General features: G+C 71.4%; 26 protein-coding genes. 12 read left to right on the forward strand and 14 right to left on the reverse strand.

Translation table 11 applies throughout. From position 1 onward, the window contains the following. Positions 1–47: 47 nt before the first annotated feature. Entirely contained in the window at positions 48–1,025 is a 978-nt protein-coding gene (locus DEI96_RS00770; RefSeq protein ID WP_111022390.1) for an MDR family oxidoreductase, read from the reverse strand. Positions 1,026–1,469: 444 nt separating this feature from the next. Further along, positions 1,470–2,498: a 6-phosphofructokinase gene (locus DEI96_RS00775; protein ID WP_111022389.1), complete on the reverse strand. Its 1,029-nt coding sequence runs from the start codon at positions 2,496–2,498 to the stop codon at positions 1,470–1,472. Positions 2,499–2,571: 73 nt separating this feature from the next. Between DEI96_RS00775 and DEI96_RS00780 the strand changes: the two genes are divergently transcribed. After that, the gene (locus tag DEI96_RS00780) at positions 2,572–3,537 is read left to right on the forward strand and encodes a DNA-3-methyladenine glycosylase family protein (RefSeq protein WP_111022388.1); all 966 of its coding nucleotides are present in this window, start codon (positions 2,572–2,574) and stop codon (positions 3,535–3,537) included. A 20-nt stretch (positions 3,538–3,557) separates the two neighbouring features. On the opposite strand, the gene DEI96_RS00785 is transcribed toward DEI96_RS00780, so the two are convergent. Beyond that, positions 3,558–4,415, reverse strand: coding sequence for an NAD-dependent epimerase/dehydratase family protein (locus tag DEI96_RS00785; RefSeq protein WP_111022387.1), 858 nt, complete (start codon positions 4,413–4,415; stop codon positions 3,558–3,560). A gap of 72 nt (positions 4,416–4,487) precedes the next feature. On the opposite strand from DEI96_RS00785, the gene DEI96_RS00790 reads away from it, so the two are divergent. From DEI96_RS00790 to DEI96_RS00820, 7 genes are all read left to right on the forward strand, one after another. Then, positions 4,488–4,820, forward strand: coding sequence for a hypothetical protein (locus DEI96_RS00790; RefSeq protein WP_111022386.1), 333 nt, complete (start codon positions 4,488–4,490; stop codon positions 4,818–4,820). Between the two features lie 52 nt (positions 4,821–4,872). Further along, a complete protein-coding gene (locus DEI96_RS00795) occupies positions 4,873–6,237 on the forward strand; it encodes a hypothetical protein (RefSeq protein WP_111022385.1) in 1,365 nt (454 codons plus the stop codon). A 66-nt stretch (positions 6,238–6,303) separates the two neighbouring features. Further along, positions 6,304–6,831, forward strand: a complete 528-nt coding sequence (locus tag DEI96_RS00800) for an ATP-binding protein (protein ID WP_111022384.1) — start codon at positions 6,304–6,306, stop codon at positions 6,829–6,831. Positions 6,832–6,950: 119 nt separating this feature from the next. After that, positions 6,951–8,006 carry a TerC family protein gene (locus tag DEI96_RS00805; protein WP_111022383.1) on the forward strand — a complete coding sequence of 352 codons (1,056 nt, stop codon included), beginning with the start codon at positions 6,951–6,953 and terminating at the stop codon, positions 8,004–8,006. 42 nt (positions 8,007–8,048) lie between these two features. After that, positions 8,049–8,738, forward strand: a complete 690-nt coding sequence (locus DEI96_RS00810; protein WP_111022382.1) for a YceI family protein — start codon at positions 8,049–8,051, stop codon at positions 8,736–8,738. Beyond that, a complete protein-coding gene (locus DEI96_RS00815) occupies positions 8,735–9,250 on the forward strand; it encodes a sigma-70 family RNA polymerase sigma factor (protein WP_071404491.1) in 516 nt (171 codons plus the stop codon). Before DEI96_RS00810 ends, DEI96_RS00815 begins: the two co-directional genes overlap by 4 nt. Then, complete coding sequence (locus tag DEI96_RS00820; RefSeq protein WP_111022381.1) at positions 9,247–9,954, forward strand: anti-sigma factor; 708 nt, start codon at positions 9,247–9,249, stop codon at positions 9,952–9,954. Before DEI96_RS00815 ends, DEI96_RS00820 begins: the two co-directional genes overlap by 4 nt. Here DEI96_RS00820 and DEI96_RS00825 read toward each other — a convergent pair. Next, positions 9,951–10,430: a MarR family winged helix-turn-helix transcriptional regulator gene (locus tag DEI96_RS00825; RefSeq protein WP_071404493.1), complete on the reverse strand. Its 480-nt coding sequence runs from the start codon at positions 10,428–10,430 to the stop codon at positions 9,951–9,953. The genes DEI96_RS00820 and DEI96_RS00825 overlap by 4 nt on opposite strands. Positions 10,431–10,558: 128 nt before the next feature. Here DEI96_RS00825 and DEI96_RS00830 point away from each other — a divergent pair, with 128 nt between their 5' ends. Further along, positions 10,559–14,128 carry a bifunctional proline dehydrogenase/L-glutamate gamma-semialdehyde dehydrogenase gene (locus tag DEI96_RS00830; RefSeq protein WP_111022380.1) on the forward strand — a complete coding sequence of 1,190 codons (3,570 nt, stop codon included), beginning with the start codon at positions 10,559–10,561 and terminating at the stop codon, positions 14,126–14,128. A gap of 79 nt (positions 14,129–14,207) precedes the next feature. Here DEI96_RS00830 and DEI96_RS00835 read toward each other — a convergent pair whose 3' ends face one another. The 4 genes from DEI96_RS00835 to DEI96_RS00850 are packed head-to-tail and all read right to left on the reverse strand — an operon-like array spanning position 14,208 to position 16,328. Beyond that, entirely contained in the window at positions 14,208–14,405 is a 198-nt protein-coding gene (locus tag DEI96_RS00835) for a hypothetical protein (protein ID WP_071404495.1), read from the reverse strand. 10 nt (positions 14,406–14,415) lie between these two features. Then, a complete protein-coding gene (locus DEI96_RS00840; RefSeq protein WP_111022379.1) occupies positions 14,416–14,958 on the reverse strand; it encodes a dihydrofolate reductase family protein in 543 nt (180 codons plus the stop codon). Positions 14,959–14,991: 33 nt separating this feature from the next. Further along, positions 14,992–15,336: a hypothetical protein gene (locus tag DEI96_RS00845; protein WP_111022378.1), complete on the reverse strand. Its 345-nt coding sequence runs from the start codon at positions 15,334–15,336 to the stop codon at positions 14,992–14,994. Then, positions 15,333–16,328 carry an SDR family oxidoreductase gene (locus DEI96_RS00850; protein WP_111022377.1) on the reverse strand — a complete coding sequence of 332 codons (996 nt, stop codon included), beginning with the start codon at positions 16,326–16,328 and terminating at the stop codon, positions 15,333–15,335. Before DEI96_RS00850 ends, DEI96_RS00845 begins: the two co-directional genes overlap by 4 nt. A 99-nt stretch (positions 16,329–16,427) precedes the next feature. Between DEI96_RS00850 and DEI96_RS00855 the strand changes: the two genes are divergently transcribed. After that, complete coding sequence (locus DEI96_RS00855) at positions 16,428–17,048, forward strand: hypothetical protein (protein WP_111022376.1); 621 nt, start codon at positions 16,428–16,430, stop codon at positions 17,046–17,048. A 12-nt stretch (positions 17,049–17,060) separates the two neighbouring features. Here DEI96_RS00855 and DEI96_RS00860 read toward each other — a convergent pair whose 3' ends face one another. The 4 genes from DEI96_RS00860 to DEI96_RS00875 are packed head-to-tail and all read right to left on the reverse strand — an operon-like array spanning position 17,061 to position 19,484. After that, on the reverse strand, positions 17,061–17,822 hold the full coding sequence (locus DEI96_RS00860) for a YqjF family protein (protein ID WP_258372695.1): 762 nt from the start codon (positions 17,820–17,822) through the stop codon (positions 17,061–17,063). Next, a complete protein-coding gene (locus DEI96_RS00865) occupies positions 17,819–18,652 on the reverse strand; it encodes a nitroreductase family protein (protein ID WP_027467047.1) in 834 nt (277 codons plus the stop codon). The genes DEI96_RS00860 and DEI96_RS00865 overlap by 4 nt, the downstream gene beginning before the upstream one ends. Positions 18,653–18,655: 3 nt before the next feature. Further along, a complete protein-coding gene (locus tag DEI96_RS00870; protein WP_111022375.1) occupies positions 18,656–19,036 on the reverse strand; it encodes a hypothetical protein in 381 nt (126 codons plus the stop codon). Between the two features lie 10 nt (positions 19,037–19,046). Then, positions 19,047–19,484, reverse strand: coding sequence for an Lrp/AsnC family transcriptional regulator (locus DEI96_RS00875; protein WP_017887694.1), 438 nt, complete (start codon positions 19,482–19,484; stop codon positions 19,047–19,049). Between the two features lie 303 nt (positions 19,485–19,787). Here DEI96_RS00875 and ddaH point away from each other — a divergent pair, with 303 nt between their 5' ends. Together ddaH and rocD are read left to right on the forward strand one after the other, a co-directional pair. Beyond that, positions 19,788–20,696: a dimethylargininase gene (gene ddaH / locus DEI96_RS00880; RefSeq protein ID WP_111022374.1), complete on the forward strand. Its 909-nt coding sequence runs from the start codon at positions 19,788–19,790 to the stop codon at positions 20,694–20,696. Beyond that, positions 20,696–21,925 carry an ornithine--oxo-acid transaminase gene (gene rocD / locus DEI96_RS00885; protein WP_111022373.1) on the forward strand — a complete coding sequence of 410 codons (1,230 nt, stop codon included), beginning with the start codon at positions 20,696–20,698 and terminating at the stop codon, positions 21,923–21,925. The genes ddaH and rocD overlap by 1 nt, the downstream gene beginning before the upstream one ends. A 113-nt stretch (positions 21,926–22,038) precedes the next feature. On the opposite strand, the gene DEI96_RS00890 is transcribed toward rocD, so the two are convergent. Further along, positions 22,039–23,031 (reverse strand): NAD-dependent epimerase/dehydratase family protein, encoded by a 993-nt coding sequence (locus DEI96_RS00890; RefSeq protein WP_111022372.1) that lies wholly within the window; start codon positions 23,029–23,031, stop codon positions 22,039–22,041. 58 nt (positions 23,032–23,089) lie between these two features. After that, positions 23,090–23,734: a hypothetical protein gene (locus DEI96_RS00895; RefSeq protein WP_111022371.1), complete on the reverse strand. Its 645-nt coding sequence runs from the start codon at positions 23,732–23,734 to the stop codon at positions 23,090–23,092. Positions 23,735–23,877 lie beyond the last annotated feature (143 nt).

Below are 23,877 nucleotides of genomic sequence, written 5' to 3' on the forward strand. Positions count from 1 at the left end.
CAATATGCAAACGTTTGCTAAATGAATCGCTCGGAAAGCACGCCGGATCAGCCCGTGACGGCGACGATCGTCCGTCCGTGCACCCGTCCCGCGACGACCTCGGCCCCCACGGCGATGGCCTGCTCGGGCGTCACCGTTCGGGTGACGTCGGCCAGGAGCGCCGCGTCGAGGTCGGTCGCCAGTCGGTCCCACGCCCGACGACGGAGCTCGAGCGGGGCGTCGACGGAGTTGATCCCGAGCAGCGACACCGACCGCAGGATGAACGGCAGCACGGTCGTCGGCAGTGCGGAGTCCTGCGCCAGCCCGCACGCTGTCACGGCACCACCCCACCGGGTCGAGGCCAGGACGTTCGCCAGCGTGGCCCCGCCGACGCTGTCCACCGCTCCGGCCCAGGTGGCGCGCTGCATCGGCTTGCCCGGCTCGGACAGGGTGCCGCGGTCGACCACCACGGTCGCCCCGAGTCGGCGGAGCGAGTCCGTGTTGGCCGCGCGACCGGTCGACGCCGTGACCCGGTACCCGCGGGCCGCGAGGAGCGCGATCGCCACGGTGCCGACCCCGCCGGACGCCCCGGTCACGAGCACCGGCCCGTCGTCCGGCGCGACGAAGCGCTCCAACGCCAGCACACTCAGCATCGCCGTGAACCCCGCGGTGCCGATGGCCGCCGCGAACGAGTCGTCGATCGCCTCGGGCAGTGCGACGAGCGACCCGGACGGCACCACGGCCTGCGTTGCCCACCCCCCGTGCCGGGTTTCACCCAGGCCGGCGCCGTTCAGCACCACCCGGTCACCGATCGCGACCTCGTGCACGCCCGGTCCGAGCCCCGACACCGTGCCGACGACGTCGATCCCGGGCACCAGTGGGTCGAGCCGGGCGACGCCGGGGTTCCGCGCGAGGGCCAGCCCGTCCTTGTAGTTGACGCTCGAGTACGTGACGTCGACGAGGGCCTCGCCCTCGGCCGGATCCGGCAGGTCGACGTCGGTGACGGTGGGCGGGGCTGTACTGGACACGAGGACGGCGCGGGTCATGCGCCGGACGCTACCCCGGGCCTCCCGGCCTTCGGTCCGTTCTTTCCCAGAACGCGCGATGGCTGGTGGATTCGGGCGTACCGGGGCGGAACAACCGACCAGGTACGCCCGATTCGACCAGGTACGCCCGATCTGACCGGGCGCAGACTCGGCGTGCTCGGCGGCGTGCCCGTTCTTTCCCAGAACGCGCGCGATCCCTGGTGGATTCGGGCGTACCGGGGCAGAACAACCGACCAGGTACGCCCGATCTGACCGGGTACGCCCGATCTGCCCGGGCGCAGAGTCGGCGGGTCCGTCGGCGTGCCCGTTCTTTCCCAGAACGCGCGCGATCCCTGGTGGATTCGGGCGTACCTGGGCAGAACAACCGACGAGGTACGCCCGATTCGACCAGGTACGCCCGAAACAGCCCCGCCGCCCCCGCCGCCCCAGCCCGCCCCGCCCCACTCAGCCGAACATGATGGCGGCCTCGTCGAACCGCGCCTGCGGCACCGTCTTGAGCTCCCCGAGCGCCTCCTCGAACGAGACGTGCTCGATCTCGGTGCCCCGCAGCGCCACCATCCGGCCCCAGCGCTCCTCGACGACCGAGTCGATCGCCGCCAGCCCGAGCCGGGTCGACAGCACCCGGTCGTACGCGGTCGGCGTGCCACCGCGCTGGATGTGCCCCAGGGTCGTGGCCCGCGTCTCGATGCCCGTCATCTCCTCGATGAGCGGCGCGAGGCGCTCGCCGATGCCACCGAGTCGCGGGCGCCCGAAGGCGTCGAGCCCGCGCTCCGTGTGCGCCGTGTCCTCGTGGTCGGGGACGAAGCCCTCGGCCACCACCACGAGCGGTGCGCGACCACGGTCGTAGGCGGCCCGCACCCACTTCGCGATCTGTTCCATGCTCGTCTTCTGCTCCGGGATGAGGATCGCGTGCGCGCCCGCGGCCATGCCGGAGTGCAGCGCGATCCAGCCCACGTGCCGGCCCATCACCTCCGCGACCATGCAACGCGAGTGCGACTCGCCCGTGGTGCGCAGGCGGTCCATCGCTTCGGTCGCGATGGCGACGGCGGTGTCGAAGCCGAACGTGTAGTCGGTCGCGCCCAGGTCGTTGTCGACCGTCTTCGGCACGCCCACGATCTGCAGGCCGGCGTCGGTCAGGCGCTTCGCGGCGGCCAGGGTGCCCTCGCCGCCGATCGCGACGATGGCGTCGATGCCGTGCCGCTGCAGGGTCGCGGAGATGTTCTCGACCCCGCCGTTGGGGCCTTCGAACGGGTTCGTGCGGCTGGTGCCGAGGATCGTGCCGCCCTGCTTCGCGATGCCCTGGATGTCCTTGCGGCCGAGCGGGACGATGTCGCCGTCGACCACCCCGCGCCACCCGTCGCGGAAGCCGACGAAGTCGTGTCCGTAGATGGCGATGCCCTTCAGGACGATCGCGCGGATGACCGCGTTCAGGCCGGGGCAGTCGCCTCCGGAGGTGAGGATGCCGATGCGCATGGGAACTCCGTCGTCGAGTGGTGGGGATCAGTGCCCATCATGACTGACGGTGGTTCCGCATTACCATCCCCGTGTGTCCCTGCTCGCTTCCGCCGCCGTCGACGCCGCTGGTGCGTCCGGCGACGCGTCTCGCGTCGACACGGTGTACCGGCCTGGAGGCGCGGTGGACGTCGCGTCGACCCTGCGGCCCCTGCAGCGCGGCTCCGGCGACCCGGCCTTCCAGATGGTCGGCGGCGTCGTGTGGCTCGCGCTGCGCACGCCCTCCGGTCCCGCTTCCGTGGCGATCCGGCGGGCCGGCGACACCATCGCGGTGTCGGCGTGGGGGAGCGGTGCGTCGTGGGCGGTTTCCCACGCTCCGGAGATGCTCGGTCGCGGCGACGACTGGGACGGGTTCGACGTCACGCGCCACGAGTTCCTCGCCGCTGCCCGCCACAAGCAGCCCGGGCTCCGGCTGCTCCGCACGAACACCGTGGTCGCGATGCTCGTGCCGGCGATCATGGAGCAGAAGGTGACCTCGCGGCAGGCGTGGGGCGCGTGGCGGTACCTGCTCCGTCGGCACGGCACCCCGGCACCCGGCCCGGCACCGGCGGGCATGATGGTGCCTCCGGACGCTCCGACGTGGGCACGGATCCCGAGCTGGGAGTGGCACCGCGCCGGCATCGAACCGGGGCGCTCGGCCACCGTGATGCGCGCCGTGAAGCTCGCGCCGGCACTCGAACGGACCCTGGCGCACGGGCGCGGTGGCGAGGTCGTCTCCACGAAGCTGCAGTCGATCCCCGGGGTCGGCCGGTGGACCGCCGCCGAGACCGCCCAGCGCTCCCACGGCGACCCGGACTCGCCGAGCGTGGGGGACTTCCACGTGCCGGCACTCGTCGGGTGGGCACTCACGGGCGCCCCCGTGGACGACGACGGGATGCTCGAGCTGCTCGAACCCTGGCGCGGGCACCGGGAGCGGGTCGTGCGGTTGATCGGTGGCTCCGGGTTCCGGAAGCCCGCGTTCGGACCGCGGATCACGATCCAGGACCACCGCGGCCACTGAGCGCGGTGGTCCGCAGGGTGTCAGGGGTGGCGGGTGCCCTCGCCGGCCAGCACGGCGCGGTAGCCCTCGCGGAACGTCGGGTACTGCGGTGTCCAGCCCGTCGACCGGAGCAGGGCGTTCGACAGGCGCTTGTCGCCGCCGGCCTGCCGCGCGTCACCGTCGCCCGTCGACGGCTCGGCGACGTGGAGTTCGTCGGCCAGGAACCGCAGCACGTCGTCCAGCCGGCTCGGCTCGTCGTCCGTCCCCAGGTAGAGCGGTGCCGGGTCCGGCAGGGCCGCCAGGTGCACGAGTGCTGCTGCGGCGTCGTCGCGGTGGATGCGGTTCGTGTGCGGTGAGGTGCCCGGCGCCAGCCGTGCGGACCCGGACCGGACCTGGTCGATGAGCCGCTCGCGGCCGGGGCCGTAGACGCCCGACAGCCGGACCAGCACGGCGCCGGGAGCGCGCTCGCGCAGCAGGACCTCGGCCTCGACCAGGACCTCGGCGGTCGGGGTCGCACCGCGCGCCGGAGTCTCCTCGGTGACTTCGCTGCCGTCCGAGACGTCGTACACGGCGGTCGAGGACACGACGAGCACCCGTGGGTCGGCCTCCGAGGCGTCGATACCGTCGAGCACGTTGCGCAGCCCGTCGACGTAGGTGGCGCGGTACTCGTCGACGTCGCGGCTGCCCGCGGCGAAGGCCACGACGACGACGCTCGTGTCGGCGGGGATCTCGGGGACCTCGTGGCGCAGGTCGACGCTGCGGCCGGTGATCGGTGCGGGGACCAGCTCGGCACGGCGGCGGAGTCCGATCACGCGGTGGCCCAGGTCGGCGAAGCGCAGGCCGGCTTCGGTCCCGAGGTCGCCGCATCCGGCGATGACGACTGTCGTGGAGTTCTGCACGGCTCGACCCTGGCACGCCCGGTTGGTGGAAGGCGGGGAAGCGCGCACATCACGGATCACTAGGGTCGGCGCATGGGGTGGCAGCGGCGACGGGTGGTGCGTGACGTCGCGATCGCCCTGCCCCCGGTCGTCGAGATCGTGCTCGTCGTCGCCGGCTCGATCGTCTCCGTCGGAGCCGTGGGGGAGAGCGCGGAGTCGTGGGCGCCGTTGTCGTGGCCGCTGTACGCCGTGCTCGTGACGTTCCCGTTCGCGGTCGTCGCGCTCGTCGCGGCGGTGCGGCTCCGCGGACTGGAGGCCAGGACACCGGCGATCTGCTTCGCTGCCCTGTCGGTGGCCGTGGGTGCCATCCCCTTCGTCGGGATGCTGAGCGTCTTCGTACAGTTCTGGAGCATCTCGTCTAGTTGAGAACGGTTATCGTCTAGATGACCCTCATCCGACACTGCACCCCAGGAGCCCCATGTCCGCTCGACCTCCACGTCTCCTCCCCGCCCTCGTCCTCGCGGGGCTCGTCCCCCTCGTCGCCACCGCGATCGCCGTCCCCGCGTCGGCTGCACCCGCCGTGACGCGGACCGCCCACCACAGCTGGCTCGTCACGGCTGACCCGACGGCGAAGCGCGTGTACGTCAACGACGCCGTGACCGGTCGGCGGACCGCCACCCTGAGCGGGATCGAGTTCGGCACCCACGCGGGCTCCGTGCAGCTCGGCCACGGGCAGATCGCGTTCATGGACGAGTCGAAGCCGCAGCTCGACGTGCTCGCCATCGGCCCCCGCGGCACGGCGCGCATCGCGCAGCACTACGCGATCCCCAACGCCGACAAGCGCTGGGAGCGTGCCGGCTGGCTGTCGACCGACACCGCGCGCCGGCACCTGGCGGTCGGCTCCGACTTCGACGGCTCCGAGCGCCAGCGGGTCACGGTGATCGATCTGCGGCGGAAGACGGAGCACACCGCTCGGATCGACACCTCGGCCGTGCAGCTCGCCACGACGGGCAAGCGCGGCACCGAAGAGGTCGAGACGTTCCTGGTCGGCAGCCCCCTGCGCCTGGTGGTCACCGCGGGCGGACGACTCGACGCCTACTCCGTGTCCGCGATCATGCAGGGTGCGACCCACCCGCGCCCCGTCGCGACCACGCCCCTCGGCGCCTACCCGCACGGCCCGATCGTCAACGCCACCGGGACGGTGATCGGCTCCGACCTGGCCGCCGGCGTGCAGACCGTGCGGGTGACGCGGACCGGCTTCACGGGCTCCCGGTCCGTTGCGTACCCGAAGCCGAGCGTGCAGAGCTACCGGCCCCGCATGGCGCCGGACGGGACGACCGTGGTCGGCACGCAGGCCGGCAGCACGGCTGCGGGCACCCCGTGGAACGCCGTCCCCGCGTACCTGACCACCTCGTCGACGGCGTCCAGCAGGATCGGCAGCGTCGACCTCGGCACCGGGTCCTTCACCCGCGTCGCCGTCACCGCCCGGTTCGCCGCCGTCGCGCTGACGTCGGGCACCGGGGACTCGCTCGTCCTGGTGCGGAAGCAGGCCGACGGTGTCTACTCCGGCCGCACGACCTCGGTCGCGCTCACGCCGCTCCGCAAGGGCCCCGTCGCCGGACAGCCGGCCACCGGGGCATCGGTGCGGTTCACCGCGGCGACCGACGACGGCCGCAGTGTGTTCGTGACGCGGGGCGACGAGGGGAAGATCACCCAGATCGACACCACCGGCACGAAGCCCTCCGTGCTCCGCACCATCACGCTGCCCACGGCGCTCGCCGGGGGTGGGTACCTGACGACGGTCGACTCGACGGTGGCCCCGTACGACCTCAGCGGTCGCTGACCGTTCGGTCGATCGACAACCAGCCGCCGACCGCCCCTCGGGGTGGTCGGCGGCTAGGGTCCTGGTGTGATCGTCTGGTTGAACGGAACCCACGGGGCGGGCAAGACCACGACGAGCCGACTGCTCCAGCCGCTGCTGCCCGGCTCGCGGATCCTCGATGCCGAGAAGGTCGGCGAGGTGTTGATGGACGTCACACCGGGGCTGCCGGAGAGCGACAACTTCCAGCACTGGGACCCGTGGCGGCCGCTCGTGGTCGAGACCGCTCGCCGGGTGCACGACTACGTGGGCGGGCCGCTCATCATGCCGATGACGGTCCTGGTCGAGGCGTACTGGCGTGAGATCGCCGCGGGGCTCGCGGACCACGGCATCCCGGTCCGGCACTTCGTGCTGCACGTCGACGAGTCGACGCTCCGCGACCGGATCCAGAACGACCCGATCGTGGGGCCGTCCACGTTCCGGTTCGCGTACGTCGACGCCTACGCCGAGGCGGCGCGCGGCTGGCTGCACGACGAGGCCGAGGCCATCGACGCGACCGACGTGCCCGCCACCGAGGTCGCACGGGCCGTCGCGGACGCGGTGACGTCAGCGCGCTGACAGCACGGCTCTGTCCGCCCGACGCAGCCCCCGGGTTCGCCACCGCCCGGATCATGCCGGAGACTGGTGCGGGTCGCTCACGAAGCCGCCCGCCCCACCACCAGCAAGGAAGGCTCCGCATGCCCGAGCTCCCCGTCGTGTTCGAAGTCGGCTCGATGATCGCCCTGGTCGCGATCCTGCTCGCCGACCTGCTCATCGTCGCGCGTCGCCCGCACGTGCCGACGCTGCGCGAATCCGGCATCTGGGTGGGCATCTACGTCGGGCTGGCGCTGATCTTCGCGGTGCTCATGCTGGTCTTCGCCGGTGGCGACTCCGCGGGGCAGTTCCTGGCGGGCTGGCTGACCGAGTACAGCCTGAGCATCGACAACCTGTTCGTGTTCGTCATCATCATGGCGCGCTTCTCGGTGCCGAAGAAGATCCAGCAGGAGGTGCTGCTGCTCGGCATCATCATCGCGCTCGTGCTCCGCGGGATCTTCATCCTGGTCGGCGCACAGCTCATCGAGAACTTCTCGTGGATCTTCTACATCTTCGGCGCCTGGCTGATCTGGACGGCGATCCAGCAGCTCCGCGGCGAGGACGAGGACGACCAGAAGGACACCTTCATCGTCCGGCTGCTGCGCCGCCGGGTCCGTCTCACCGACACGTACGACGGCATGAAGTTCCGCACCCACCACGACGGTGTCCGGCACTTCACGCCGCTGCTCATCGTGCTCATCGCGATCGGCACCACGGACCTGCTGTTCGCGCTCGACTCGATCCCGGCGATCTTCGGCATCACCGAGAGCCCCTTCATCGTGTTCACCGCGAACGTCTTCGCGCTGATGGGTCTGCGCCAGCTCTACTTCCTGTTGGGCGGCCTGCTCGAGCGTCTGGTCTACCTGAAGTACGGCATCGCCGTGATCCTGGCCTTCATCGGCGTGAAGCTCGTCCTGCACGCGCTGCACGACAACGAGCTGCCGTTCCTGAACGGCGGCCACCACATCGAGTGGGCGCCGGAGATCAACACGTGGGTGTCCCTGCTGGTGATCGTCGCCGCGATGGCCGTGTCGACGCTAGCGAGCCTCGTGCGCATGCGTGGAGAGACCCCCGCCGCCGACGACGACGCAGCTGCGATCGACGACGACCGATCCGACCAGGACCGCGCCGACCAGGACCGCGCCCGCACCTCCGACTGAAACCCGTTTGAACGATCCGCCCGGCTGCCTCGTCGTCTGGGTATGGCACTCCGCAAACGCACCAAGGTCATCATCGGGATCTCCGCCGGCGTCGTCGTCGTGGCGGCAGCAGCCGTCATCGCCGGCCCGGTCATCTACGCGAACACCGTCAACGGCCAGGCCGCCGCAGCACCCTCGCTGTCGGCGTCCTCGTCCGGCACCCTCGACGCGAAGGACGCCGACGGCACCTGGACCAGCACGAGCAGCTCGTACGCCGGGTACCGGGTGCACGAGGTCCTGCAGGGGAATGATGTGAACGTGGTCGGTCGCACGAAGGACGTCAAGGGCACCGCCGTCGTCGACGGTGGGTCTCTCACCAAGGCGTCCGTCACCGTGCAGGTCGGCAAGATCAGCACCCCGGAAGCCGCCCGCGACGAGTACTTCCGCTCCACCGCGCTGCAGACCGACAAGTACCCCACGGCGACGTTCGAGCTCACGAAGCCCGTCGACGTCACGAAGGCGCTCGACGGCTCCACGCAGGACGTCACCCTGACCGGCACGATGGACCTGCACGGCGTCGAGAAGCCGGTCACGGCCGACGCCCAGGTCGCGGTCGGCAAGGGCGGGACCGTCCAGGTCGCCGGCACCGTGCCGATCACCTTCGCCGACTACGGCGTGAAGGCCCCCTCGCTCGGCTTCGTCACCGTGGACGGGAAGGGCTCCGTCGAGTTCTCCCTCGACCTCGGGAAGTGACCGTGACGAGTCGTTCCGCGGACGAGCTGCTCGCGACGCTGTACCGCGAGCACGGTGACGCGCTCACGCGGTACGTCCGGCACCTCACGCGGGACGGCTCGACGGTCGAGGACGTCGTGCAGGAGACGATGGTCCGCGCCTGGCAGCGCCCGGCCGTGCTCGAACGGGCACCCGACAGTGCACGGGCGTGGCTCTTCACGGTGGCGCGCAACCTGGTGGTCGACGACGCGCGGTCGGCCCGCAACCGCCGTGAGCACGGCACCGAGCACCAGGTCGAACGGATCGAGTCGGACAGCACGGACGCCGTGCTGGACCGGATCGTGGTCGCCGACGCACTCGCGTCGCTGAGCCCGGACCACCGTCGCGTGGTGGTGGACGCGTACTGGCTCGGGCACACGGTGCCGGAGATCGCACGACGACACGACATCCCAGAGGGCACCGCCAAGTCGCGGTTGCACTACGGGCTGCGAGCCCTGCGGCTCGCACTGCAGGAACGAGGAGTGACCCGATGAGCGACGACAAGTACGCGGAGTGGGATGCGGCGTACGTCCTGGGGTCGCTCCCGGCCAGTGAGCGGCTGGAGTACGAACGGCACCTCGAGACGTGCGACCGCTGTGCGGCCGCCGTCGCGGAGCTGGTCGGTCTGCCGGGGCTCCTCGGCAAGCTCCCGGCAGACCAGGCGATCGAGATCGCGGAACCGGACGGGAGGCCCGACACCCGTTCCGAGAGCGACCTCGCCTCCGTCGCGCACCGCGTCCGACACCGTCGCCGCCGTCGCCGGGTCTGGGTCGCCGCAACCGCGGGGCTCGCGGTGGTCGCCGCCGTCCTGGGCGGGCTCGCGGTCGGCGCCGCGGGGGAGCGCACCACGGTGCAGGCCGGTGCCGCTCCGACGGCAGCTGCCACCGCCGACCGCTACGACATGACCGGCGTGCAGGGACTCGACGTCCAGCTCGCCATCAGCGGCGAGCAGTGGGGCACCCGCTTCGACTGGGGGTGCTCGTACGGCGGCAAGGAGTGGTCGCCGGACGGGTCGATCCTCTACGACCTCGTCGTCGTCCGGACCGACGGCTCGACGCAGACCGTGGGCTCGTGGACGGCTGCCGGTGCCGATGCGCGCGGACTGTCGGCGTCGACCGACATCCCGAGGGACGAGATCAAGAGCGTGCAGGTCCGCCTGCGCGGTGAGCGCGGCGCGCTCGCCGTCGTCACCCTCTAGCCGACGTCGGCCTCGTCCGAGGCGTCGTCGGGGCCGATGGCGTCCTGGACGCGCGCACTGACGGACCGCAGCGTCTCGGCGTCGGTCCCCACGGGCCTCCAGAACAGGTCCTCGAGCGCGCCGGTGTGCGCGCGGATGCCGGCGAGCACCGCGCGACGGCCGTCCGCGGTCATCACCACCCAGCTGCCGCGGGCGTCGCTCGGGCAGTCCGCCCGCTCGACCAGGCCGCGGGAGACCATCCGGGTGACCTGGTGGCTGACCCGCGACTTCTCCCAGCCGATCCCCGCGGCGATGTCCCGGACGCGCAGACGGTGGTCGGGGTCGCGGTGCAGGCCGATCAGGATCTCGAACTCGGGGACGGAGATGCCGGCGCCCGCCTGGACGGCCCGGTCGAGCGCCCGGTCGAGTCGTCGCCAGGCGTCGTGGTACGCGTCCCAGGTGGCCCAGTCGTGGCCACCGTTGCCCTCCGTCGACATGCCGACCAGCGTATCCACCGGGCGGACGATCGGACCGCGCCGCGAGCCCTTTCATCCGCTCGGATGACTCCTGGCCGACGTACGGCGTGCTCCGAGGTCGCGTCGGACGTGCGGCATACGATCGGGGGATGCCGAGCGCTCGCCTCCAGGACACCACCGATGACGCCGTCGCGCTCGTGCGCCGGTGGCTGGCGGCGTCCGCCGGGGTGAAGCCCGACCCAGGTGCGGTCCGTCTGGCCGAGGTCCTGCGCGACGAGCAGGGCCTCGACTTCACGCGGGGGTTCGTGGACAAGGTCATCCGCCCCGAAGACCCCCGGGTGGCGGCACGCAACCTCGAGCAGCTGAGCCGTGACGTCCCCGACTTCCTCGCCTGGTACCTGCGCGGGGCGGTGACGCTCGGCGGCGGGTTCGCCACCATGGCGCCCTGGGCCGTGATCCCGACCGCGCGCCGGATCCTGCGCCGGATGACCGGGCACCTGGTCATCGACGCCAGCACGAGCAAGCTCGGACCGGCCCTCGCCAAGGTCCGCGGTCCGGGCACGCGACTGAACGTGAACCTGCTCGGCGAAGCCGTCCTCGGCAGCGCCGAGAGCGACCGACGCCTGCAGGGCACCATGGACCTGCTCGCCCGCGACGACGTCGACCACGTGTCGATCAAGGTGAGCGCCGTCGTGCCGCAGACCTCGCCGTGGGCCTTCGACCAGACGGTCGAGCGCGTCGTCGACCGGCTCGTCCCGCTGTACCGCCTGGCCGCGGCACCGACGGCCGCCGGGCGCCCCGCCAAGTTCATCAACCTCGACATCGAGGAGTACCGCGACCTCGACGTCACCCTCGCCGTGTTCCGGGCGCTGCTCGACCGTGATGAGTTCGCCGACCTGCCGGCCGGCATCGTGCTGCAGGCCTACCTGCCCGACGCCGCGGGAGCACTCGACGCGCTGACCGCGTGGGCGCAGGAACGCCGGGCGCGCGGCGGCGCCCCGATCACGGTGCGGCTCGTCAAGGGCGCGAACCTCGCCATGGAGCACGTCGACGCGATCCTGCACGGGTGGCCCCTCGCCACCTGGGGCAGCAAGCGGGAGACCGACACCGCGTACCTCCGGATGCTCGACGCCGCACTGACGCCGGAGCGCACCGACGCCGTGCGGATCGGGGTCGCCGGGCACAACCTGTTCGACCTCGCCACCGCGTGGGTGCTCGCCCAGCGCCGCGGGGTCACCGACGCCGTCGACGTCGAGATGCTGCTCGGCATGGCGTCCACCCACGCCCAGGCCGTCCGGGCCGACGTCGGGCAGATCCTGCTCTACACGCCCGTCGTGCAGCCGGACGAGTTCGACTCGGCCATCGCGTACCTGGCCCGTCGCCTGCAGGAGAGCGCGAGCCCCGAGAACTTCATCGCCGCCGCGTCCGACATCGACCACGACGCCAGCGTGTTCGAGCGGGAGCACAGCCGGTTCCTGGCGTCCGTCGCCGCACTCGACGAGCCCGTGCCCGCCACCCACCGCACGCAGGACCGCCACCGCGCGCTCGGCGAACCCGTCCTGCGCGACGCGTTCCGCAACGCCCCCGAGACCGACCCGTCCGTCGCCGCCAACCGGGCCTGGGCGCTCGACGTCCTGCGCCGGGTGCCGCGCTCGCAGCTCGGCGCGCAGACGATCCGCGGTGCGAAGGTCGCCGACCGCTCCAAGCTCGAGCGGATCATGGCGCGCACCGCCCAGGCCGGCGTGAACTGGGGACGGCAGGACCCGTCCGACCGTGCCGAGCTCCTCGACCTCATCGGGCACGAACTCGAGACCCGCCGCGCCGACCTGATCGAGGTGATGGCCGCCGAGACGGGCACGACCTTCGCCGAGGCCGACGCCGAGGTGACCGAGGCCGTCGACGCCGCGCACTACTACGCCGAGAGCGCCCGCCGCCTCGGGGACATCGAGGGCGCGCAGTACGTGCCGCCGCGGCTGACCGTCGTCGTGCCGCCGTGGAGCTCCCCCGTCGCCATCCCCGCCGGTGGCGTGCTGGCGGCGCTCGCCGCGGGCAGCGGTGTCGTGCTCAAGCCCGCGCCCGAGGCCAAGCGGTCCGGTGCCGTGCTCGCCGACGTGCTCTGGGACGCCGGGGTGCCGCACTCGCTGCTGCAGCTCGTCGACCTGGCCGAGGACGAACTCGGCCGCGACCTCATCGGCCACCCCACGGTCGACCGCATCATCCTGACCGGCTCGTCCGACACCGCCCGTTCGTTCCGCTGGTGGCGTGCCGGACTGCCGCTCACCGCCGGGACGAGCGGCAAGAACGCCATCGTCGTCACGCCGAGCGCCGACCTCGACCTGGCGGTGCAGGACATCGTGCAGTCCGCCTTCGGGCACGCCGGACAGCAGTGCTCGGCGGCGTCCCTCGTGATCCTGGTCGGGTCGGTGGGGGAGAGCGAGCGCTTCCAGCGGCAGCTCGTCGACGCCACCCGCACGCTCCGGGTCGCGTGGCCCGACGACCCCACGGCGCAGGTCGGCCCGCTCATCGCCGAACCGCAGGGCGCCCTCCGTCAGGGCCTGACCGAGCTCGGCCCGGGGGAGTCCTGGCTCGTGCAGCCCGAGGCGGTCGACGACTCCGGCCGCCTCTGGTCACCGGGCATCCGCGACGGCGTCCGCCCCGGCAGCGACTTCCACCAGACCGCGTACTCGGGCCCGGTGCTCGGCATCATGCGCGCCGAGACCCTCGAGCAGGCCATCGCCATCCAGAACGGCACCGACTTCGGGCTGACGGCGGGCATCCACTCGCTCGACGTCGACGAGGTGTCCGAGTGGCTGGCCCGGGTCCGAGCCGGCAACCTCTCCGTCAACCGCGGCATCACCGGTGCCGTCGTGGGACGCCAGCCGTTCGGCGGCTGGAAGGGCTCCTCGGTCGGCACCGGCACCAAGGCCGGCGGGCCCATGTACGTCGCGACCCTCGGCCGCTGGCTGCCCACGCCCCGCACCGTGCACAAGAGCATCCAGCTGCACGGCCTGCCCCCGCGCGTCACCGCGGTGATCGAGGCCGCGCGCAGCGGGCTGTCGTTCGAGGAGTTCGACCGCGTCCGCGCCGGGGCCCTGAGCGACGTCCGTGCGCGAGAGACCCTCTTCCGGTCGCGGGACCTGTCCGGGCTCGTGGTGCAGCGGAACGTGCTGCGCCACCGACCCCAGTCCGTCATCGTGCGCCAGGCCGAGGACGCCTCGACCGTGGACCTCGTCCGGACGCTCGTCGCCGCGACCTCGGCACGTGCGCACGTCCTGCTCAGCACGGCTCGGCCGCTGCCCGGCCCGCTCACGCAGCTGCTGGCGGGGAACCGGTCGCCGCTCGACGTAGTCGACCACCTGGTGGAGTCCGACCAGGAGTTCCACGCCCGCGCGTCGTCGGGGGCCGTGTTCCAGGCGGACTGGTCCACCGACCAGGACGACCAGCCCGTCGACGCGCTCGAGGCCGTGTTGTCACAGGGGCAGGACCGCCCGGCGCACACGGCGTTCGGTGGTCCCGGTGCCCGGATCCGGTTGCTCGGTGGTGACCCACTCGCCCTCGAAGAAGCCCTGGGTGCGAGCATCGACGTCGCGATCCACGACGCCCCCGTGGTCGAGGCCGGCGTGATCGAGATGCTGCCGTACCTGCGGGAGCAGTCGGTGTCGATCACGGCGCACCGGTTCGGCGACGTCGACAGCGACTTCTCCGAGTTGCGCGTGTAGGCGCTTCCGCTTGGTGAGCAGAAGAGGTCGGGTCCCGTGTGGGGACCCGACCTCTTCTGCTCACGAAGTGCCCCGAGGATCAGTCCTCGGCGTCACCCGCTTCTTCGTCCTCGACGCCGGTCTCGTCCATGCGGTCGCGCAGGTGGTCGGCCATCGCGCCGGCACCCTCACCGGCGTGGTCGTGGTCGACCTGCTCGATCAGGCCCTGCAGCTTCTCGTGGTTCGTGGCATCGGTGGCACCGTCCATGACGGGCTCGGTCTGCTCGTTGTCGCTCATGCTCCGGACGCTACGCCGCGGTTGCTGCGGAACGGTAGTGGAGCTCGACCGCCCCGCCGTCGAACTGCGTGGTGCCGACGAGCTCGAACACCGGGGTCGGTGCGGCCACCGGCAGCAGGGGCGCTCCGGCGCCGAGCGCGACCGGCATCACGGTGACCCGCAGCTCGTCGAGGATGCCCGCCTGCTGGTACTGCGCCGCGAGCAGTCCGCCGCCGACGACCCAGACGTCACGGCCGTCGGCCACGCGCTCGAGGTCGGCCTGGTGGTCGCCGACCTCGCCGGAGACGAAGCGCACGTCGGCACCGTCCGGCACCGGCAGGTCTCGCGTGGTGAACACCCACGTCGCCAGGTCCGGGTACGCCCACGTGTCGTCGTGCTCGAGCAGCCACTCGTACGTCGTCGACCCCATCGCGATCGCGCCGACGCCCGCGTAGAACCGGTCGTGGTGCTCCTGGAACGGTTCGAACCCGAACTGCAGCAGCCAGTCGAGGTCGTCGTCGGGCGCTGCGACGAAGCCGTCCAGCGAGGACGCGACGGAGTAGATCGTGCTCATGCCGGGGACGCTACCGAGCACCCCCGACAGGACTCAGCGGCGCCCTCCGCGACCGACGACCGCTGCCTCGGCGATCGCCAGGACGGCGGCGATCCAGAGCTGGTCGACCGCGAACCGGCGTCGACGCGGATCGCCGACGGCCAGCGGCACCATCGTCGCGCCGTGCAAGGTGTCCACGACGGCGCTCAGGGTGTGCGCGTTGCCGGAACCCACCCGCGCGACGAGCGCAGCCTGTGCGAGCTGCCGGACCCCGAGCACACCGTGCAGCACCGCCTGGTCGGACCCTCGGGCCGCACGGCTCAGGTGCCACAGGCCGAGCCCGGCACGGGCCAGCTCGACGACGGCTGCCCCGTTGCTGGCAGACGACCGGCGGCTCATCGTCGGCGTCCCGCGACGAGTGCAGCGGCCCCGGCGGCACCGAGCACGGCACCGATGATGCCGTTGCCGACCCGGCGGTGCTCCACCCACCAGGTCTGCGGCGACCAGGCGTGTGCGGACTCGTCGAAGACCCCGTGCGCACCGTGGTCGCCCGGCACCGGCTCGTACAGGTTGTCCCGCATCTCGAGGCCGTCCTTGTCCGGTGCCTGCTGCCCGTCGACCAGGGTCTTGGCGGCGTACCAGTCGGCGAAGCGTCCGCTGATCCGGTTGCCGATGATCGTGTAGACGGTCGACTCGCCCACCCAGGTGCGGCTGCGCGGCCGTTCGGCCACGGCGGCGATGGCGCGGGCGCCGACCTCGGGCTGGTAGATCGGGGCGACCGGCTGCGGGTGGTGCGGCAGCTTCGACTTCACCCACTGGAACTGGATCGTGTTGAGCGCCGGCATGTCCACGCGGGACACCTTGACCTTGCTGCCCTGTTCGCGCAGCTCGGAGACGACGGACTCGGTGAACCCGACGATCGCGTGCTTCGCACCGCAGTACGCGGCCTGCAGGGGGATCCCGCGGAACCCGAGCGCCGAACCGACCTGGATCACGTGTCCACGACCGCGGGGGACCATCCGCGACAGCGCCGACCGGGTGCCGTTCACGAAGCCGAGGTAGGTCACGTGCAGCGCCCGCTCGAAGTCCTCCGGGGCGGTGTCGAGGAACTTCCCGAACACCCCGACCATCACGCCGTTCACCCACAGGTCGATCGGTCCGAGCTCCTGCTCGACCCGGTCAGCCGCGGCTTCGACGGCGTCGCGGTCGGAGACGTCGGCGACCAGGGCCAGCCCGCGGCGCCCGGCGGCCTCGACCTCGGCGACGGCGGCGTCGACGCCCTCCTGCCCGCGGGCCAGGACGGCCACGTCCCACCCCCGTGCGGCGAGCTCCCGGACGGTCGCCCGTCCCAGTCCTGCGGATCCACCGGTCACCACTGCCACTCGAGTCATGGCTCCCTTGTACCTGCGGCCGACCGCGCACCACTCAGCCGCTGTCCCCCGAAGTCGCCGTCCCGGACCACGCAGGCACCGATCGGACATCATGGCGAGGTGGAGACCCGAGACCCCGACACCGCCGGCCCTGCCGAGGAGGCGCCGCCCGGTTGGGTGCTCAACACACCGACCCGGCCGCGCGAGGTCTGGACGTACCCGGTCCTCGCGCTGCTCCTCGCCGCCGCACACGTCGTCTTCGGGATCGCCTTCGGTGGTGCGTTGGCGCTCGTCGTCGGGGTGTCCGCCGCAGTGGTGACGACCGTCGGCGCAGTTGCCCTGTTCGTGACGGGTCGGCGCGCGTACGACGAGCAGAGCCGCGGAGCCTCGTGGCGGTCCCACGTCACCCGCGTGGTCGTCGCGGTCGTGAGCGTCGGCATCGTGTCGGTCACCACCCTGACCGTCGGGTTCCCCTTCGGCGCCCTGTTCGGTGCGGTCGCCGGCGTCCCGACGGCGTTCCGCTTCACGCGCTCGGTGCCGCGGATCGATCGCCTCGTCGTCGCGTGGACAGCACTCGCCGTCGCCGTGTGCTGCGTCGTCCTGGCGATCCTTGGCCTGACGCTCGCTGATCTCCCCGACTACCGGAGCACGACCTGGACGTTCGGCGCTGCCTTCGCGGTGATCAGCGCCGTGATGGCCGTCCATCAGTTCGTCGTCGCGCGTCGGTCACCCCACGACTGACGTCGTCCGGCCTCAGCGCCCCCGACCGAACCGCGTCGTGACCCCCGGCGAGTAGAGCACCGAGTCCGGCTCGAGCTCCGTCAGCCCGAAGGGCAGTCCGGCAGCCCCGACCAGGTCGTCCCGCAGCGACACCACCGAGGCCCGGTGCAACGGCCACGACTCGTGCTCGTTCGGCCAGAACCGCGTCCGCCCCGCCCGGTGCACGTGCATGCCCCACCGCGCGGTCAGGAACGTCTCGAGGGGCCCCGGCTCGTCGAGTGCCTCGCCGATCCGGACGTCGAGCATCGACCGCAGGTGGGTGCCGTGCCGCCGCATCGCGTACCCCACGCGGCCGTCACCGCTGCGCGACTCCGCGACCGCCCACCGGTACGGCAGTCCGGTCGCGACGCGTGCGCCGATGGTCGGCAGGAGCTTGCCGGCGTCGAGCGACAGGAACACCACCCCGCGTTGCCCCTGCTCGTCGACCGTGTAGACGCGGACGTTCAGCTCGACGAAGTCGCCGATGCTCCCGGTCGAGAACGGCGGGAACCGCGTGTCCTCGAACCGGAACGCGATGAGGCCCACCCAGGTGGTCACCCCGTCGTCGGTGCCGTCGAGCGCCATCGTGTCGGGCCGCGTGCCGGCCGGCAGCAGCGGGGCCACCGCCGACACGTCGACGCGCCAGTGCACGAAGACGACGTCGAGCCAGTCCTGCGAGATCCAGGGGCGGCCCGGCAGGCCGGGGGCGACGGCCGGGAGGCCCGGGGTCACGTGGGTGGGTCGGGTGTCGGTCACGATGTGGTCGCCTCCGGTTCGATGTGGGCTGCGACGGGTGCGTCGTCCCACCCGCGCTGCGGGGTGTCGCAGGTGCCGCGGAACACGTACTGCGAGGGTCGCTTCCGCTCGCTCGACGTCCAGTCGATGGCCGGACGTCGTCGTTCCGGGGGCAGGTACCCGATCCGGTAGACGGCCATCAGCTCGAGCGACTCGGGCACGCGGAGCAGTCCCTCGATCTCCTCCCACGCGCCGGGGGTCTCCATCGGGAAGGACACGAACTGGATCCCCAGGCCGAGCTCGGTCGTCGCGAGCCAGATGTTCTCCATCGCCGCGCCCATGCTGAACACCGAGTAGAAGCCGGACAGCTCCTCCTTCCGGTACTCGTGGCGGTCGAGCATCACGCCGAGCAGCAGCGGTGACCCGGCGACGAGCTTCCGGTTCTCCTCACCCAGGGTCTGCGGCACCCGGAGCGTGTTCATGAGCAGCTGCCCGCGCTTCGTGAACACCTGCTTCGTGAACGGCCGCAGCGGCCCGGGGAGCTTGTCGAACAGCATGCCGTCGCGTCGCTCGTCCATCTCGGCCTTGGAGAACCGGAAGTACGGCTTGTACCGCTCGAAGAACGTGCCCTCGGCCATGGTGCGGGTCATCGAGCTGCCGCTGATCTCGGCGACGCGGTCGATCGTCTGGCGCTCCTCGATCAGCACGAAGCGCCACGGCTGGCTGTTGAGCTGCGACGGCGCCCGGCCGGCGAGCTCCATGAGCAGCCGCTGGTGCTCGTCCGACACCGGATCGGGCAGGAACGGCCCGTTCGTCGTGCGTCGTCGTCGGATGGCCTCGAACAGCTCCACTGCTCACCTCTCTGATCGCCTGCGTGCGAGCACGGCCCCCAGGTAGGACGGTGCGGCGGCGACCGCGACCTTCCAGTGTGCTCCGGAGCGCGGGTCGGTGCGTGGAGCGACCGCCAGGGGCACGAGTGCCGGCAGCAGGAACAGTGCGGTCCGGTCGCGCGTCCACGCGGGGGTCGTCGCGGCGACGCCGGTCAGGGTCGCGGTCACGACGAACAGCCCGTGGTGCACGACGCGGAGCTTCTTCGTGCGGATCAGCCGCACGGCGACCGCGGTGCCCCACAGGCAGTTCGCGACGTAGGCGAGGCCCGCAGTGGTGACCAGCTGCCGGGCCGGACGCGATCCCGTGGGCGGTGATCCGCGCCTCCCGGCCGTCTTCCGTCCCATGCGTGGGACGTTACGCGGTCTCTCGACTGACGAGCTTGGAGAGCACGATCGCGGAGCGGGTGTGGTCGACCTGGGGTGCGAGGCGGACCTTGTCGAGCGCTTCCTCGAGCGCGGACAGGTCCTTCGAACGCATGTGCACGACGGCGTCGGCGCTGCCGGTGACCGTGCCGGCGTCGATGACCTCGGGGACGGTGTCGAGCAGGGCACGCAGCTCGTCGGGCGAGACGGTGCCGCGGCAGTAGAGCTCGACCCAGGCCTCGGTTCCGCGGTCCTCGACGGCGGGGTCGACCTTGATCGTGAAGCCCTGGATCACGCCGTCACCGACCAGCCGGTCGACACGGCGCTTGACGGCCGAGGCCGAGAGTCCGACCACCGACCCGATGTCGCCGTAGCCGGCGCGGGCGTTGTCCCGGAGTTGATCCAGGATGCGGTGGTCGAGCGTATCCATTTGTCCCCATCGTACGCGGACTTGTTGCGAGACTGGTGGGTCTCGCGCACGAAACGTGCGTCACCCGAACGGGTGTCACGGTCCCGCAGGCGGGGGACTGCACTCGGTGGACGGTCTGTGCCAGGACCGACTCGGCGTCGATGCTTGAGTGTCACTGTTCCGCTGCGGTGAGTCTGTGGAAGGATCGACTCGGCGTCGACCTGGTCCGCTGCGGTGAGTGAGCCTGCATCTCACCGGAGCTCTTCTCCTCGTTCCGTTTCGGTTCCTGGCAGGCTCGGGCCCCGGTCCCTTCCAGGAGGACTGATGTCGAACACCGCACCCGCCCCCGAGTCCGTCGTCACCCCGGCCCGTGTCGCCACCAAGCGCACGATCCTCATGTGCAAGCCGGACTTCTACACCGTGAGCTACCGGATCAACCCGTGGATGCACCCGGAGGAGCCGACCGACACGTCGAAGGCCGTCGAGCAGTGGGAGTCGCTCGTCGCCGTCTACGAGCAGCTCGGCTTCGACATCTCGTACATCGACCCCATCGACGGCCTGCCGGACATGGTCTACGCGGCCAACGGCGGGTTCGTCCTCGACGGCATCGCGTACGGCGCGAAGTTCCAGTACCCCGAGCGCCAGCCCGAGGGCCCCGCGTACATGGACTGGTTCCGACAGGCCGGTCTGACCGTAGGCGAGCCGGAGCAGACCAACGAGGGCGAGGGCGACTTCCTGCTCATCGGGGACACCATCTTCGCCGGCACCGGCTTCCGGTCGGACAGCACCTCGCACGACGAGCTCGCGAAGATCTACGGCCGCGAGGTCGTCACGCTCAAGCTCATCAACCCGAGCTTCTACCACCTCGACACCGCCATCGCCGTGCTCGACCCCGAGCCCGCCGTCGACGGGACGAGCAACATCGCGTACCTGGAGAGCGCCTTCGACGAGCCGTCGCTGGCGATCCTGCGCGAGCGCTTCCCGGACGCGATCATCGCCACCGAAGAAGACGCCGCGATCCTCGGCCTGAACTCCTACTCCGACGGGTACAACGTCGTGATCGCCGCCCGGGCTGTTCGGTTCGCCGAGCAGCTGCGCGAGAAGGGCTACAACCCGATCGGCGTCGACCTGTCCGAGCTGCTGCTCGGCGGTGGCGGCGTGAAGTGCTGCACCCTCGACCTGCACCCGGTCGGCACCGGCACCTCGGTCGCGCGTTCGCTCGGGGTCAGCTGATGTCGGCGGCAGCGTCGCTCGGGGTCAACACCGCGGCGGCGCTGGCCGTCGAGGACCGCGCCCTCGCGCACAACTACAGCCCGCTGCCCGTCGTCATCGCGTCGGGTGCCGGAGCGACCGTCACCGACGTCGACGGCAAGCAGTACCTGGACGGCCTCGCCGCGTACTCGGCGGTGAACTTCGGTCACGGCAACCCGCGGCTGCTCGACGCCGCACGGGCGCAGCTCGACCGCGTGACGCTCACGAGCCGTGCGTTCGTGAACGACCAGCTCGGGCCGTTCGCCGCAGCACTGGCAGCGTTGACGGAGACCGAGATGGTCCTGCCGATGAACACCGGTGCCGAGGCCGTCGAGTCCGCGATCAAGGTGTCCCGTGCCTGGGGCTACCGGGTCAAGGGCGTGCCGGCCGAGCGGGCGACGATCATCGTCGCGTCCGGGAACTTCCACGGTCGCACCACGACGATCATCTCGTTCTCGGACGACCCATCGGCCCACGACGACTTCGGGCCGTTCACGCCCGGCTTCCGCACGGTGCCGTACGGCGACGCTGCGGCCCTGCGCGAGGCGATGGACGAGACCGTCGTCGCCGTGCTGCTCGAACCGATCCAGGGCGAGGGCGGCGTGGTCATCCCGCCGGAGTCGTACCTCCCTGAAGTCCGGGCGGTCTGCGACGAGTTCGGTGCGCTGTTCATCGCCGACGAGATCCAGTCCGGCCTCGGTCGTACAGGGCACACGCTCGCGGTGCAGCGCGTCGGGGTGCGTCCCGACCTGATCACGCTCGGCAAGGCCCTCGGTGGTGGCATCGTGCCGGTGTCCGCGGTGGTGGGCTCGCGCGATGTCCTGGGCGTCCTGCGTCCCGGCGAACACGGATCGACCTTCGGCGGCAACCCGCTCGCCGCAGCCGTCGGCGCCGAGGTCGTGGCGATGCTCGGAGAGGGCACGTTCCAGCAGCGGGCCCTCGACGGCGAACCGCTGTTGCGCGGCCTGCTCGACGACCTGCTCGGCAAGGGTGTCGTCTCGCACCGGGTCGCCGGACTCTGGGCCGGGATCGACATCGACCCCGCGCTCGGCACCGGCAAGGCGATCTCGAAGGACCTCGCCGACCGCGGGCTCCTGGTGAAGGACACCCACGGGTCGACGATCCGCTTCGCGCCGCCCCTGGTCGTCACCGACGACGAGCTGCGTTTCGGGATCGGAACCCTGGCCGACGTGCTGGCCGCGCGGGCCTGACGCGCTCGCGCGCCCGCGCCGCGGGCTCGCTCGCACGCGCTTCGCGAGTTTCGTGAGCAGAAATGGTCGGGTCGCCACACGGCACCCGACCATTTCTGCTCACCAAGCGCGGCTCACACGGCCCAGCGCGCCGCCAGCTCGTCCATCAGGGCATCGAGCCGCTCGTCGATAACCTGCTCCTCGGGGTGCGCCTCGTACCAGGCAATGACCTCGCGCACACCCTGCCGGTAGGTCGTGCGCGGCCGGTACCACGGCACGAGCGACCGGACCTTGCTGTTGTCGAACACCGAGCTGTTCGCCTTGTCGCCGAGCAGCGCCGCGCCCCACTCGGGGTCGACGGCGTTGATCGCGTCCGCCGGCACGTGCACGATCCGCAGGTCCTCGACCCCGGCCGCCGCAGCGATCTCGTGCGCGATGGCGTTCCACGTCGGCGCCTCATCGCTCGTGATCGTGAAGGGCTCACCGATCGCCTCGGCCCGGTCGAGCAGCCCGGTGAACCCGACCGCGAAGTCACGGCTGTGCGTCAGGGTCCACAGCGAGGTGCCGTCGCCGGTGATGATGACCGGCTTGCCGGCACGCATCCGAGCGACCGCGGTCCAGCCGCCGGTCAGCGGCAGCTTCGTCTCGTCGTAGGTGTGCGACGGCCGCACGATCGTCACCGGGAAGTCCTGCTCCCGGTACGCCTCCATCAGCAGCTCCTCGCACGCGATCTTGTCGCGCGAGTACTGCCAGTACGGGTTCTTCAGCGGCGTCGACTCGGTGATCGGCAGGTGCGTTGCCGGCGTCTGGTACGCCGAGGCCGAGCTGATGAACACGTACTGCCGCGTCCGCCCGGCGAAGAAGTCCACGTCGGCATGCACCTGGTCCGGCGTGAAGGCGATCCAGTTCACGACCACGTCGAAGCGCTGGTCGCCGAGTGCGTCCGCCAGGGCGCTGCGGTCCGACACATCGGCCTGGAGGCGCGTCACACCCTCCGGGATCGGCCTGCCCCCGGTGGTCCCCCGGTTGAGCACGGTCACGTCGAACCCCTGCTCGACGGCTTCCCGGACGCAGGCGGCGCTGATGACGCCGCTCCCGCCGATGAACAACACGCTCGCTCCGGTCATGGATGCTCCCTCGCTTCCGGCGGCACCGCTCCGTGCCGCAACTCTTTCGATCCTGCACCTACCCGTCGGGGCGGGCACGGAGCACGGCTTCGATCGAAGTGGCGCCCTCAGTCCAGGATGCCGCGTGCGGACTGATCCAGCCGAGCAGTTCGAGTGCGAAGTCGTGGTCCCGCTGCAGGTGCCGCGCGTGGATGGGTTCGTGGTGCGCGGCGCGGTTCCGCACGAAGTGCAGCTGCTGGAGCCGTCGCGCCACCTCGCTCCGTCGGATGCGCAGGTTGTCCGGCCCGTGCGGAAAGGCTCGATGCAGGCCGGGCACCCAGAGCGAGGTGTGGTACCGCGATTCGACGAGGTACCGCCAGAACCCGAAGCTGAGCTCCGCGATGACCCGTCCGTGTACTTCGGGACGTCGACCTTCTCGACCCGCCCGTGCCCGTGCCTTCGCGAGGTCGGCACGCCCGCGGCTGTCGAGTGGTGCGATGTCGAACCAGGGCGGCCCGGTGCGGCTCGATGCCCACGCGCAGAGTTCACGGTCGAGCGCATTGCGAGCGAACACCTCGACGACGCCGGTTCGCTCCATGACTGCCGCCGCGGCTCGCATGTTCCACTCGTAGAGCCGCAGTGCTTCAGTCGACGACCCCGTCCGCCCTGCGTACGAACGGAGCCGATCGGCTGTGATGAGCCGCTCGAGCTCGTCTTCCTGCATCCCGCCTCGCCTGCTACCGTTGTTCACGAAGACCCCGGAACGATCCCTGGCTCAGGCCACATCGCCGGGGTTTCGTCTTTTTCGATCGTCTCTGAAACATCAGCGTACAGGCGTGCACTCGCAGGCCGAGTGCTCCTGGGGGC

Source organism: Curtobacterium sp. MCLR17_031, from assembly GCF_003234775.2.
GTDB lineage: Bacteria > Actinomycetota > Actinomycetes > Actinomycetales > Microbacteriaceae > Curtobacterium > Curtobacterium flaccumfaciens.

What these genes read in the sequence shown, in the direction of transcription:
- DEI96_RS00770 (WP_111022390.1), bottom strand. Translation starts at nt 1,025, where the DNA reads ATGACCCGCGCCGTCCTCGTGTCCAGTACAGCCCCGCCCACCGTCACC.
- DEI96_RS00775 (WP_111022389.1), bottom strand. Translation starts at nt 2,498, where the DNA reads ATGCGCATCGGCATCCTCACCTCCGGAGGCGACTGCCCCGGCCTGAAC.
- DEI96_RS00790 (WP_111022386.1), top strand. Translation starts at nt 4,488, where the DNA reads ATGGGGTGGCAGCGGCGACGGGTGGTGCGTGACGTCGCGATCGCCCTG.
- DEI96_RS00795 (WP_111022385.1), top strand. Translation starts at nt 4,873, where the DNA reads ATGTCCGCTCGACCTCCACGTCTCCTCCCCGCCCTCGTCCTCGCGGGG.
- DEI96_RS00805 (WP_111022383.1), top strand. Translation starts at nt 6,951, where the DNA reads ATGCCCGAGCTCCCCGTCGTGTTCGAAGTCGGCTCGATGATCGCCCTG.
- DEI96_RS00810 (WP_111022382.1), top strand. Translation starts at nt 8,049, where the DNA reads ATGGCACTCCGCAAACGCACCAAGGTCATCATCGGGATCTCCGCCGGC.
- DEI96_RS00820 (WP_111022381.1), top strand. Translation starts at nt 9,247, where the DNA reads ATGAGCGACGACAAGTACGCGGAGTGGGATGCGGCGTACGTCCTGGGG.
- DEI96_RS00825 (WP_071404493.1), bottom strand. Translation starts at nt 10,430, where the DNA reads ATGTCGACGGAGGGCAACGGTGGCCACGACTGGGCCACCTGGGACGCG.
- DEI96_RS00830 (WP_111022380.1), top strand. Translation starts at nt 10,559, where the DNA reads ATGCCGAGCGCTCGCCTCCAGGACACCACCGATGACGCCGTCGCGCTC.
- DEI96_RS00835 (WP_071404495.1), bottom strand. Translation starts at nt 14,405, where the DNA reads ATGAGCGACAACGAGCAGACCGAGCCCGTCATGGACGGTGCCACCGAT.
- DEI96_RS00840 (WP_111022379.1), bottom strand. Translation starts at nt 14,958, where the DNA reads ATGAGCACGATCTACTCCGTCGCGTCCTCGCTGGACGGCTTCGTCGCA.
- DEI96_RS00845 (WP_111022378.1), bottom strand. Translation starts at nt 15,336, where the DNA reads ATGAGCCGCCGGTCGTCTGCCAGCAACGGGGCAGCCGTCGTCGAGCTG.
- DEI96_RS00850 (WP_111022377.1), bottom strand. Translation starts at nt 16,328, where the DNA reads ATGACTCGAGTGGCAGTGGTGACCGGTGGATCCGCAGGACTGGGACGG.
- DEI96_RS00870 (WP_111022375.1), bottom strand. Translation starts at nt 19,036, where the DNA reads ATGGGACGGAAGACGGCCGGGAGGCGCGGATCACCGCCCACGGGATCG.
- DEI96_RS00875 (WP_017887694.1), bottom strand. Translation starts at nt 19,484, where the DNA reads ATGGATACGCTCGACCACCGCATCCTGGATCAACTCCGGGACAACGCC.
- ddaH (WP_111022374.1), top strand. Translation starts at nt 19,788, where the DNA reads ATGTCGAACACCGCACCCGCCCCCGAGTCCGTCGTCACCCCGGCCCGT.
- rocD (WP_111022373.1), top strand. Translation starts at nt 20,696, where the DNA reads ATGTCGGCGGCAGCGTCGCTCGGGGTCAACACCGCGGCGGCGCTGGCC.
- DEI96_RS00890 (WP_111022372.1), bottom strand. Translation starts at nt 23,031, where the DNA reads ATGACCGGAGCGAGCGTGTTGTTCATCGGCGGGAGCGGCGTCATCAGC.
- DEI96_RS00895 (WP_111022371.1), bottom strand. Translation starts at nt 23,734, where the DNA reads ATGCAGGAAGACGAGCTCGAGCGGCTCATCACAGCCGATCGGCTCCGT.